We start from the raw sequence: 11,429 nt of genomic DNA on the forward strand, positions 1-11,429 counted from the left end.
CGCCGCCGATGCCGGCTCGCGCCGGAGCTTATCGACCCAGCGCCGCAGCACTGAGTCGCGCAGACCGAGCTCCTTGGCTACCGACCCGATCGAGCGGCCGCTCGACACCACCAACCCCGCCGCCTCGCGCTTGTACTCTTCAGTAAACGACCGACGTGCACGTTCCATTCAACACCTCCAGGCTCAACGAGCCTACTACAGGTGTCCACTCATTCGGAGGAAGTTCACTCACATGGAGCGTAGCGAAATGTGAGACGGGGTGGGGAGACGGTCTCTCCACATCCAACAGTGCCCGAGTGGAGGGATCACCCCACCCCGCTCGCGCTTCGCGCGATCGACCCTCCCCCTCCAGGGGAGGGTGAAGAGCGTCACCTATCTGAACACATGCAGCGCCGCATATTGCAGCAGCATGATCGCCTTGGCGTCGATGATGCGGCCGTCGGCGATCATCGCCAGCGCTTCGTCGATGGAAAGCTCCAGCACCTCGATGTCCTCGCCCTCGTGCGCGAGGCCGCCGCCGTCGCTCACCCGCATCTCGGGCTCGTACTCGGCGACGAAGAAATGCAGCTTTTCGGTGATGGCGCCCGGGCTCATGAAGGCCTCGAACACCTTGTGGACGTGGTGCAGGCGATAGCCGGTCTCTTCCTCGGCCTCGGCGCGGATGCGCTCCTCGGGCTCGGCGTTGTCCAAGACGCCGGCGGCCGCCTCGATCAGGAGGTCGTCGTAGCCGCGGATGAAGGCCGGCAGGCGGAATTGCTTCACCAGGATCACGGTCCGCCGCGCGAGATTGTACGGCAGCACGGCGGCGGCGTTGTCGCGCTCATAGGTCTCGCGCTTCTGTGTCTGCCACTCGCCGCTGGCGCGCCGATACTCGAACGTCGTGGACTTCAGCGTGGTCCAGCCGTCCGAGAGCACGCGGACGTCCTTGATGCGGACGCGGTCGGAAACGGTCATGATACGGATCTCAATTGCTTGGCGTGGTCGCGCGGCCGTCGAGCCACTTCTGGAACATCACGGAGGTCGAGAGTTCGAAGCCCAGCGAGCCGTAGAACGCATTGGCCGCGGCGTTCTCGCGCCGGACCAGCAGCTGCAGCTTGGCAATGCCGGCCGCGCGCAGCCAGTCTTCGGCCGCCGCCATGATGAGGCGGCCGAAGCCGCGCTTCCGGCTGTCGGGATCGACCGCGACGTAATAGACCCAGCCGCGATGGCCGTCATGGCCGACCATGATTGTCGCTGCGATCGCGCCATTGTCGCGGCCGATCAGCACGGTGGAATTGCCGCGCCGCCGCGCCAGCGCGATGTCGGCATGGGGATCGTTCCAGGGCCGCGTCAGGCCGCAGCGCTGCCACAGCGCGACGACCTCCTCGACATCGGCGTCGGCGATGGTGTCGATCGCAAGCGCGCTCACAGCACCTTCCCCGGGTTCATGATGCCGTGCGGGTCGAGCATCGCCTTGATCGCGCGCATCAGCTCGATCGCGGTCTTGTCCTTGACGTCGGGCAGCTCGTCGCGCTTGAGCACGCCGATGCCGTGCTCGGCGGAGATCGAGCCGCCCATGCGCAGCACGATCTCGAACACCACCGCGTTCACCTCGTGCCAGCGCGCGAGGTAATCGGCGGTGTCGGCGCCAACAGGCTGACTGACATTGTAATGCAGATTGCCGTCGCCGAGATGGCCGAACGGCACCGGCCGCGCGCCGGGGATCAGCTTCACCACCGCGGCGTCGGCCTCGGCGATGAAGGCGGGCACGGCGGCGACGGGAACGGAGATGTCGTGCTTGATCGAGCCGCCCTCCGGCTTCTGCGCCGCCGACATCTCCTCGCGCAGCTTCCAGAAATTGTTGCGCTGGGCAAGGCTCGACGCGATCACGGCGTCGTCGACGATCTCCTCCTCCATGGCGCGGGCGAGGATCGTCTCCAGCGGCGTGCGGGCATCGTCACCGGGCGAGGACAATTCCATCAGCACGTACCAGGGATGCTTTTCTGCGAGCGGATCGCGCACGTCGATGCCGTGGCGGACGGAGAAATCGACCGCCATCTCCGACAGCAGCTCGAAACTCGTCAGCGCATTGGCGGCTTCGCCTTGCGCGATCGTCAGCAGCTTCAAGGCCGCCGCCGGCGACTTCAGGCCGACATAGGCGGTTTCGACCGCCCTCGGCTTCGGAAACAGTTTCAAGGTCGCCGCCGTGATGATGCCGAGCGTGCCTTCGGCGCCGATGAAGAGGTTGTGCAGGTTGTAGCCGGTGTTGTCCTTCTTCAGCTTCGACAGCGTGTTGAGCACGCGCCCGTCGGCGAGCACCACCTCGAGCCCCAGCGCCATCTCGCGCGCGACGCCATAGGCGAGCGCGGCGGTGCCGCCGGCATTGGTGGAGAGATTGCCGCCGATGGTGCAGCTGCCTTCGGCGCCCAGCGACAGCGGAAACAGCCGGTCGACGTCGGATGCCTTCTGCTGCGCCACCTGCAGCACGACGCCGGCCTCACACGTCATGGTGTTGGAGGCGGTGTCGACCTCGCGGATCTTGTCCAGGCGCCGCAGCGACACCACCACCTCGCCATTGTGCGGGGTCTGGCCGCCGACGAGCCCGGTGTTGCCGCCCTGCGGCACCAGCGCGATCTTGTGCGCGGAGGCGAGCTTGCAGATTTCAGAGACCTCCGCCGTCGAGCCCGGGCGCAGCACCAGCGGCGAGCGGCCGTGGAACAGGTTGCGCTCCTCGGTGACATAAGGCGCGATGTCGTTGGCATCGGTAATGGCGTGGCGCTCGCCGACGATGTTGCGGAATTGCTCGATCAGCTCGGGCGCAAGCGGAGGAATGGCGGGTGTATTGACGTTCATTCTCGTGTCTCTTCTCAAGCTTCTATCGGGCAACCGCAGCCCGGCGCAGCCGGTCATTGATCGCTTCGCCAAGGTCCTCTTCGGGAATTGCCATCACCGCGATCCCCCGCGGGCCCTTCGCGTCGAGCTCGCGAAGATAGCCGAACAGATTGGCGGCGGCTTCATCGAGATCACCTGTGGGCGACAGATTCATGACCGCGGCGGCGGCATCGACGCCAGGCAGGCGCGCGGCGCCGAACGCCAGCAGCGCCTCGCCGGGCGCCACCTCCCGCGCATCGAGCCGCACGGGGGCGCGCGGTGCGTAATGCGAGGCCAGCATGCCCGGCGCCAGCGGCTGGCTGTCGTCGCTGCCCGTCTCCGCAGGCGGCCGCGCCAGGGTCTCGCCCAGCACCGCCTCGATCCGCTCGCGTGACAGCCCGCCGGGCCGCAGCAGCATCGGCGTCTCGAAGCAGCCGACGATGGTCGATTCCACACCGACTGCGACCGGCCCGCCATCGATGATCAGGTCGATCCGCCCCGCCAGGTCGCTCTCGACATGGGCCGCCAGCGTCGGCGAGACGTGGCCGGAGATGTTGGCCGACGGCGCGACCACGGCTCCGCCGAAGGCGCGCAGGATCGCCTGCGCGACCGGGTGGGCGGGGATGCGGATCGCGACGGTGTCGAGCCCGGCGGTGGCGAGCTCCGCCACCGGGCAGCCCTCGATCTTCGGCACCACCAGCGTCAGCGGTCCCGGCCAGAACGCCTCGGCCAGCTCCAGCGCACGCGCGTCGAACCGCCCGATCCGCCGCGCCGCCGGAATATCGGCGACATGCGCGATCAGCGGATTGAACGCCGGCCGCCCCTTGGCGGCGTAGAGATGGGCAATGGCGGTGGCATTGGCGGCGTCCGCTCCGAGCCCGTAGACCGTCTCGGTCGGAAACGCGACCAGCCCGCCGGCGGCCAGTTGCCGGGCGGCAGCCTCCGCGCCGGCGGCGCCGGCCGGCAAAATCCGCGTTTCAAGGCCCGTTTTCACAGGGACAAAATTCCTCATCTCGGCCGCTTGCGGTGCGTCAAACCCGACGCTATAAGCCGCCTTCTTGTCGGAGTGTGGCTCAGCCCGGTAGAGCACTGCGTTCGGGACGCAGGGGTCGCAGGTTCGAATCCTGCCACTCCGACCATTCTTCCAAAAGTCGACGTTTTCCAGAGGCTTGGCAGACCGGCCGCCGCCGCCTCGGAACACCTTTCTGCAACGATTTCGGGATCGGGTCCACGGCCGATTTGGCCGGGCAGGGCGGCTTGCCGCGGCGGCATGGCTTGCTGGTCCCTTATGATGACTTGCTCCATGGCGCGATCCCGCTAGGTTGCAGACATGGGGGATGACACGAAAAAGAATCAGTCTGCCGAGACTTTCATTGCGCGTTGGCAGGGGCAGGAGGGAGGGCAGGAACGTGCGAACTACGCGCTGTTCCTGACCGAGCTCTGCGATCTCATCGGGGTCGAACACCCGCAGCCTGCCGGCGCGACTCACGAGCGCAATGATTACGTCTTCGAACGGGTCGTCACCCGGCACAAGGACGATGGCGACGCGCTCGGACGCATCGATCTCTATAAGAAAGACTGCTTCGTCCTGGAAGCCAAGCAGAGCCGCGTCAAGGGCGCTGCGAAGGAGATTGTCGGTCAGAACGATCTGTTTGCGGCGGATGCCTCGGATAATCTGCGGGGCCGCCGTGGTGCAGATCGCGCCTGGGACGTGCTGATGCTCAATGCCAAGCGCCAGGCCGAGGAATACGCTCGTGCCTTGCCGACCTCTCATGGCTGGCCACCGTTCATCCTCGTCTGCGACGTCGGGCACTGCATCGAGGTCTACGCGGACTTCTCCGGACAGGGAAAGAACTATACGCAATTTCCGGACCGGCAGTCATTTCGCATTTATCTCGAAGACCTCCACAACCCGGAGATCTGCGAGCGGCTCAGGAAGATCTGGAAAGAGCCGCAGACGCTCGATCCGACGCGAACGTCCGCGAAGGTAACCCGCGACATCGCCAAGCGTCTTGCGCAGGTGTCGCGCTCTCTTGAGAAGAAGAGCTACCCCGCGCAAGATGTCGCCATGTTCTTGATGCGTTGCCTGTTCACGATGTTCGCGGAGGACGTCGGTCTGCTGCCGGAGCAATCGTTCAAGCAAGTGCTCGGGGACTGCGAGCGCAACCCTGAAGCCTTCACTCACGACGTTGGTCAATTGTGGGAAGCTATGGACCTCGGCACCTGGGCGCATGTGCTGAAGACGAAGGTCAGGAAATTCAACGGCGAGTTCTTCAGGAACCGGGCCGCCCTGCCGCTCGGTCGCGAGGAGATCGGTGAACTCAGGCAGGCGGCGAGCTACAACTGGAACGACGTCGATCCTTCGATATTCGGGACGTTGGTCGAGCAGGCGCTTGATCCCAGCGAGCGTGACCGGTTGGGCGCCCACTATACCCCGCGCGCCTACGTCGAGCGGCTTGTCGTTGCGACCATTATCGAACCACTGCGTGAGGATTGGCGCAACGTGCAGGCGACCGCCGAGACCAAGCGTGCATCGGGCGACCTAAAGGGGGCGGCCGCTGAGGTCGAGGCGTTTCATGAACGATTGTGCGGGACAAGGGTACTCGATCCGGCCTGCGGAACCGGTAATTTCCTGTATGTATCCTTGGAACTGATCAAGCGGCTTGAGGGCGAGGTGCTTGAGGCACTGCTTGACCTTGGCGGCCAAGAAGCGCTGCGCGGACTCGGCTCGCATAGTGTCGATCCGCATCAGTTCCTCGGGCTTGAGATTAACCCGCGCGCGGGAGCAATTGCCGAACTGGTGCTCTGGATCGGCTACCTGCAATGGCATTTCCGCACCAAGGGCGCGCCTCCGGAGGAGCCAATCCTGCGCGCGTTCAAGAACATCCAGGTCAAGAATGCCGTGCTGACGTGGGATGGCGAGCCCATCCCAAAGATCGTCGACGGCAAGGAAACCTATCCGAACGCGCGAAGGCCGGAATGGCCGAGCGCCGAGTTCATCGTCGGGAATCCCCCATTCATTGGCGCGAGTTTCTTGCGCTCTCGTCTGGGAGACGAATTTACGGAAGCATTGTGGGCGGCCCATCCTCACGTGAACGAATCCGCTGATTTCGTCATGTACTGGTGGGATCGCGCCGCCGAATTGCTGACACGCAAGGGCACCGTGCTGCGTCGTTTTGGACTCATCACGACCAATTCGGTCTCACAGGTGTTTCAGCGCAGGGTGATAGAGCGGCATCTGAAGGCAAAGAAGCCAATCTCGCTGGTGATGGCGATTCCAGATCATCCCTGGACAAAGGCGACGGATGACGCTGCGGCCGTTCGAATCGCAATGACTGTTGGAGAAGCGGGGACGCTAGACGGGACTTTGCGCGAGGTGGTGAAGGAGACCTCGCTGGACACGGATATTCCGCGGATCGATTTCAAAGAATCGTTAGGTTCAATCAATTCTGATTTGACGATCGGCGCCGACATAGCTGCGGTTAAGCCGTTGCAAGCATCTCTAGGTATAAGCCATGACGGTGTGAAGCTTCATGGCAGCGGCTTCATTGTGACGCCGAGCGAAGCGCGGCACCTGGGATTGGGCACCAGAGACGGTCTGGATACTTACGTTCATGATTATAGAAATGGTCGTGATCTAGCTCAAAGACCTCGCGGTCGAATGGTAATCGATCTATTCGGATTGAGTGTCGATCAAGTTCGCCAGAAGTTCCCAGAAGTCTATCAGCATCTTCTCGTCAGCGTGAAGCCGGAGCGGGACAAGAATAATCGTGAAAGTTATCGAGCGAGTTGGTGGATATTCGGAGAGCCGCGCCGTGAATTGCGACCAGCGTTGAAAGAGCTGACGCGCTATATCGTTACCGTGGATACGGCTCGACATCGCGTTTTCCAATTCCTTCCAGCTCACATTGTATGCGACGACAAGAGCGTAATTATTGCTTCCGATGACGCGTTCTGTCTTGGGACGTTGAGCTCAAGAATCCATGTTGTATATGCGCTCAGAGCTGGCGGTTGGCTTGGCGTCGGAAATGACGCTGTTTATACCAAGACGCGAACTTTCGATCCCTTTCCCTTTCCCGACGCCAACAACATCCAGCGGCAGACCGTTCGCGTTTTAGCCGAGGAACTGGATGCGCACCGCAAGCGGGTGCTGGCCGAACATGCACATCTCACGCTGACCGGGCTCTATAACGTCCTGGAAAAACTGCGCGTCGGGACCAAATTGGACGATCTTGATGACCGGGACAAAGCCATCTTCAAGGACGGACAGGTCCTCATCTTGAAGGAGCTTCACGACAAGATCGATATCGCCGTGGCGGCGGCCTATGGCTGGCCGGCCGATCTCTCGGACGACGAAATCCTGGCCCGGCTTGTTGCTCTGAACAAGCAGCGGTCGGACGAAGAAAAGCGCGGCCTGGTGCGCTGGCTGCGACCCGACTATCAAATCTCCCGTTTCGCCAAGGGCCTCGATAAGCAGGCAACTCGGGAGGAGGGCGCACAAGTGGCGGCAGAACTGCTCTTGCCCGAAGCTGCGCAGAAGCTGTCATTCCCTTCCGGAGCAGTCGAGCAGACCGCCGCAGTCTTCGCCGCGCTTGCTGCGGCAGGCGGGCCGATCAGCGCCCAGGCGATTGCCAGCCAGTTCAAGAAGACCAAAACCACTGAAAAGAAGATTGGAGATGTCCTGGCTTCGTTGGCTCGGCTGGGACACGTCACTTCGGCAGACGGAAGGAACTTCTCCTTGCGGCGAGCTGCGTGAGAGGTACGCAATTCCCTAGGGCGTAGCGGGGGTTTCGCGGCAACGTGCCACGAGCGATTAGATCGATTTCTGCGCCTTCTTGACAGCCTTGAGCAGCGTCTCGTCGATCCGGCTCTGCCATCCGCGCCCGAAAGCCTTGAAATGCTCCAGCACGACGGGGCTCAATCGCAGCGACACCAGCTTTTTTGTCGGTGCCTTGTTGGGGCTGCGACCCCTGCGCATCCCAGGGAAGACTTCGTCGAACGGTTTGGCCTTCGCCATTGCTCGCCGCGCGCATATCGCTCGCGGTGCAGCGCTTCTTAGCGGCGGTTTGCTTCATGGAGTTCTCTTTCCTTGCGGCTGGCAGGGCGCATGCTGATGATGCTGACGGCCTCATTGCCGTAGATGGCGAAGATCACGGAAATGACGCCGCTGCGGCGTCTCGTCACTATCGATCGATTTTCAGGAAAGGCGGTGATCCAGCCGCTGCGAGGCTTCGTTTCAGTGAGGTCGATCGCAACTGATCGGACAATGGATGCGCGATGTCGCGTGCAGCCATCGCGTCGGCATGGATGAATCACACCAGGAGAATTTGATGACGCCCGCAATTCGTTCGCTCGTGGCCGGAGCGGCCATGGTCGCTTGTCTGCTTGGTCCGTCGGCAGCGCGCGCCGCCGACATCGTCGACACCGCGGTTTCGGCCGGTTCGTTCACCACGCTGGTGACCGCTGTGAAAGCGGCCGGCCTCGTGAAGACGCTCAAGGGCAAGGGGCCGTACACGGTGTTTGCGCCCAACGACGCCGCCTTCGCCAAGCTGCCGCCGGGAACGGTCGAGTCGCTCTTGAAGAACAAGGCCAAGCTGGCGGCGGTGCTGAAGTATCACGTCGTTGCGGGCCGGGTGAGAGCTGCCGACGTCGCCGGCAAGTCGCTGAAGGTTGCGACCGTTCAGGGCCAGCCGGTCAGCGTCGATGGAAGTCTCGGTGTCCGCGTCAATGACGCGCACGTCATCCAGCCGGACATCGAGGCATCGAACGGCGTGATCCACGTCATCGACACGGTGCTGCTGCCGCCGGCACGCGCAAGCAAGATGCACCACTGAGGCCGCCGACCATGACCTGCCTGGCCGCTGCGGCGGCCAGGCATCGACAGTTTTCGTAGATGGATGCACGCCTCGCTCAAGGGCGCTATCTTCGCGCCACCAGCACCCCTACCAGGAACGCCACCATCAGCGCCGGCAGCGGGGCCTCGCGCACCATGCCGCGGACCATGTCGGGCCAGTGCTGCTCGGGGACCAGTCGCGGCGACCGCACGTTCGGCGCCGGCTCGATGCCCCAGTGCGAGGCGAGCTCGGCGATCTCGCTTTCCGCCAGCCGCACGCCGTCGCGGACGCGGAAGATCGCGGCCTCGGCGCGCTCGCGCGGTGCGAGCTGCATCAGCGTCGCGACCGCCGTGCGCAACGTCATCTCGCCAAAGCCTTGCAGCCGCACCTGCTCTTCGGGTTCGGACGTCATGCGAAATCCCTCACGGCGCTAAATGGCGCGAGGGCAAATGCCGCCGCCGCGCACCACCAGCATGGACACCGTGCCGGCCACGCCGCGCGCGAGATAGGCTCGCGTCAGCTGCCTCGTCATGCTCGTGCTCCATGCTCTGCATGGAAATGGCGGGCGTGGAGCTTGGTTCCAGTGCGCGATGCGAATCGACGGGCTCGTAGGATGGGTAGCTCGTAGGATGGGTAGAGCCCTTGCGAAACCCATCACCTTCGTCTCCGCGAGAAGGGATCGATGGGTTTCGCTGCGCTCTACCCATCCTACGAACCACCCATCGAATCGCCGCGTGCTGATTACTTCCGCAGCAGCTCGCTCAAGGCCGCGGTCGCCTCGGCGCAGCGGATGTCGTCGATCTCGCGCGAGAGACTGAGCGCGCTCGCTTTCAGTTCCTCGATCTTCCAGCTGTCCGGATGCTGGCTTTCAAGCTGACCCAGCCGCTTGTTCAGATCGTCCAGTCTGGATTGGAGATGCCCGATGCTGGCGTCCCCATTCACTTTCCAAACGCGTTGTGCACGCATCGTCGTTCCCCTGATCGTCTCACGGCCTTGTGAGAGCGGTTCGTGGCCGGAATGGGAGTTTGTTTTGTCCGGCTTCAGATCGTGGGGAACCGTTGCATATCCGCAACGAAGTTCCAGGATTTTACAGCGGGTCGGGCGGCTCCGCACGATGATACCCGCAAGGCACGGAATTTGATTGTGTCCCGTCACGACGATCGGGCGATCCGGCTGTGCGCGCGGTGCACCGCTCGATAGGCTCGGGGCTCGAGGCACTCCGGACAACGAAGGAACGACGCGTGGCGAGATTTGTGACTGTTGCAGCCGGCCAGCTTGGCCCGATCGCCAGGACCGAGAGCAGGACTGAAGTCGTGGCCCGGCTGATGGCCTTGATGCGCGAGGCGAAGGCGTGCGGATGCGACCTGATCGTCTATCCCGAGCTCGCGCTGACGACGTTCTTCCCGCGCTGGTATTTCGAGGATCAGGCCGAGATCGACCAATTCTTCGAGCGCGAGATGCCGGGTCCGGAGACGCAAGGCCTGTTCGATCTCGGCCGCGAGCTTGGTATCGGTTTCTATCTCGGCTATGCCGAGCTGACGATCGAGGCCGGCATCGTCAGGCGCTACAACACGTCCATTCTCGTCGACAAGAGCGGCGCGATCGTCTCGAAATACCGCAAGGTCCATCTGCCAGGCCATGCCGAGCACGAGCCGTGGCGGAAATTCCAGCATCTGGAGAAGCGCTATTTCGAGCCAGGCCGCGGCTTCGGCGTCGCCAGCGCCTTCGGTGGCGTGATGGGCATGGCGATCTGCAACGATCGCCGCTGGAGCGAGACCTATCGCGTGATGGGCCTGCAGGGCGTCGAGATGGTGATGATCGGCTACAACACGCCGGTGCACAATCCGCCCGCGCCCGAGCATGACGATCTGTCGCTGTTTCACAATCATCTCGTCATGCAGGCCGGCGCCTATCAGAACGGCACCTTCGTGGTCGGCGTCGCCAAGGCCGGCGTCGAGGAGGGCGTCGACCACATCGGCGGCAGCTGCATCATCGCGCCCTCGGGCGAGATCATCGCGCGATGCACGACCAAGGGCGACGAGCTCGCGCTCGCCCGCTGCGATCTCGATCTCTGCAATTCCTACAAACGCACCACCTTCAATTTCGACGTCCACCGCCAGCCGCACGCCTATGGCATGATCGTCGAGCGCAAGGGCGTGACCACCATGGCGGATGGCGCGCCGGTGCGAGCGAAGTGATGAGGCTTCCGTAGCCCGGATAGAGCGAAAGCGTAATCCGGGGCCCCTCGCTGGGCATCTTCAACTGTCCCGGATTGCGCTGGCGCTCCATCCGGGCTACGCGGCCGTGCCTGTGTCGGCCCCTGTCAATCCATCCCTGCGAAAATATTCCACTTTACCGAAATTCGGTTTCGGCGTATGTGTCGTCCATCCCGGCTCAACCAGGAGGGGCGATCTCGAGGTCGTCTTGATCGCGAGCCGGGCTTGCGGTGGACGCGGCAGCGTCGGCACGAGAGGTGTGGGCAGGGCGGGTAGTCCCTGTGAGCCCGTAACCGCGTGTGACGAACGGCGCTGTTCAGTTCGTCGCGCCAACATTCGATGGCACCGTGCACGATGCTGTCGACCCTGTGGCGCTCACGAATGCGCGTACGGCAAAACCGTGTGGTCCTGGCCGTCGTTGCTACGGTCAAGCCTACCGCGGAGGTGCGAGCGAGCCCAACCGGGCAGACTGCATCATCCAATCCGCGGGGCGAGGGAGGCCAGAAGGACATTCGGCTCCCGGGAGAGC

General features: G+C 63.5%; 11 protein-coding genes and 1 tRNA gene. 4 read left to right on the forward strand and 8 right to left on the reverse strand.

Annotated elements, in window-relative coordinates; all coding sequences use genetic code 11:
- From K410_RS38430 to K410_RS0111245, 5 genes are all read right to left on the reverse strand, one after another.
- Nucleotides 1–168, reverse strand: a 168-nt coding sequence (locus K410_RS38430) for a transposase (protein WP_155253628.1), incomplete at its 3' end; no start/stop codon positions are given.
- Nucleotides 169–372: 204 nt separating this feature from the next.
- The gene (locus tag K410_RS0111230; protein WP_028134940.1) at nucleotides 373–954 is read right to left on the reverse strand and encodes an NUDIX hydrolase; all 582 of its coding nucleotides are present in this window, start codon (nucleotides 952–954) and stop codon (nucleotides 373–375) included.
- A gap of 10 nt (nucleotides 955–964) precedes the next feature.
- Nucleotides 965–1,408 (reverse strand): GNAT family acetyltransferase, encoded by a 444-nt coding sequence (locus tag K410_RS0111235; protein ID WP_028134941.1) that lies wholly within the window; start codon nucleotides 1,406–1,408, stop codon nucleotides 965–967.
- Entirely contained in the window at nucleotides 1,405–2,832 is a 1,428-nt protein-coding gene (locus K410_RS0111240; RefSeq protein ID WP_028134942.1) for an FAD-binding oxidoreductase, read from the reverse strand. Before K410_RS0111240 ends, K410_RS0111235 begins: the two co-directional genes overlap by 4 nt.
- 22 nt (nucleotides 2,833–2,854) lie before the next feature.
- Entirely contained in the window at nucleotides 2,855–3,844 is a 990-nt protein-coding gene (locus K410_RS0111245) for an L-threonylcarbamoyladenylate synthase (RefSeq protein WP_028134943.1), read from the reverse strand.
- Nucleotides 3,845–3,912: 68 nt separating this feature from the next.
- Between K410_RS0111245 and K410_RS0111250 the strand changes: the two genes are divergently transcribed.
- Both K410_RS0111250 and K410_RS0111255 read left to right on the forward strand, forming a co-directional pair.
- A tRNA-Pro gene (locus K410_RS0111250) sits at nucleotides 3,913–3,989 on the forward strand.
- Nucleotides 3,990–4,180: 191 nt separating this feature from the next.
- Nucleotides 4,181–7,606 carry a class I SAM-dependent DNA methyltransferase gene (locus K410_RS0111255; RefSeq protein ID WP_028134944.1) on the forward strand — a complete coding sequence of 1,142 codons (3,426 nt, stop codon included), beginning with the start codon at nucleotides 4,181–4,183 and terminating at the stop codon, nucleotides 7,604–7,606.
- Between the two features lie 57 nt (nucleotides 7,607–7,663).
- Here K410_RS0111255 and K410_RS36750 read toward each other — a convergent pair whose 3' ends face one another.
- On the reverse strand, nucleotides 7,664–7,867 hold the full coding sequence (locus K410_RS36750) for a BrnA antitoxin family protein (RefSeq protein ID WP_049820015.1): 204 nt from the start codon (nucleotides 7,865–7,867) through the stop codon (nucleotides 7,664–7,666).
- Between the two features lie 313 nt (nucleotides 7,868–8,180).
- Here K410_RS36750 and K410_RS0111270 point away from each other — a divergent pair, with 313 nt between their 5' ends.
- Nucleotides 8,181–8,684, forward strand: a complete 504-nt coding sequence (locus K410_RS0111270; protein WP_028134945.1) for a fasciclin domain-containing protein — start codon at nucleotides 8,181–8,183, stop codon at nucleotides 8,682–8,684.
- An 85-nt stretch (nucleotides 8,685–8,769) separates the two neighbouring features.
- On the opposite strand, the gene K410_RS0111275 is transcribed toward K410_RS0111270, so the two are convergent.
- Together K410_RS0111275 and K410_RS40980 are read right to left on the reverse strand one after the other, a co-directional pair.
- The gene (locus K410_RS0111275; protein ID WP_028134946.1) at nucleotides 8,770–9,096 is read right to left on the reverse strand and encodes a hypothetical protein; all 327 of its coding nucleotides are present in this window, start codon (nucleotides 9,094–9,096) and stop codon (nucleotides 8,770–8,772) included.
- A gap of 329 nt (nucleotides 9,097–9,425) precedes the next feature.
- Nucleotides 9,426–9,839 carry a hypothetical protein gene (locus K410_RS40980; RefSeq protein ID WP_245269361.1) on the reverse strand — a complete coding sequence of 138 codons (414 nt, stop codon included), beginning with the start codon at nucleotides 9,837–9,839 and terminating at the stop codon, nucleotides 9,426–9,428.
- A gap of 86 nt (nucleotides 9,840–9,925) precedes the next feature.
- Here K410_RS40980 and K410_RS0111290 point away from each other — a divergent pair, with 86 nt between their 5' ends.
- Complete coding sequence (locus K410_RS0111290) at nucleotides 9,926–10,882, forward strand: N-carbamoyl-D-amino-acid hydrolase (RefSeq protein ID WP_028134948.1); 957 nt, start codon at nucleotides 9,926–9,928, stop codon at nucleotides 10,880–10,882.
- Nucleotides 10,883–11,429: the final 547 nt, after the last annotated feature.

Origin of the sequence: Bradyrhizobium sp. 22, assembly GCF_000482425.1 — a bacterium.
Taxonomy (GTDB): Bacteria; Pseudomonadota; Alphaproteobacteria; order Rhizobiales; family Xanthobacteraceae; genus Bradyrhizobium; species Bradyrhizobium japonicum_B.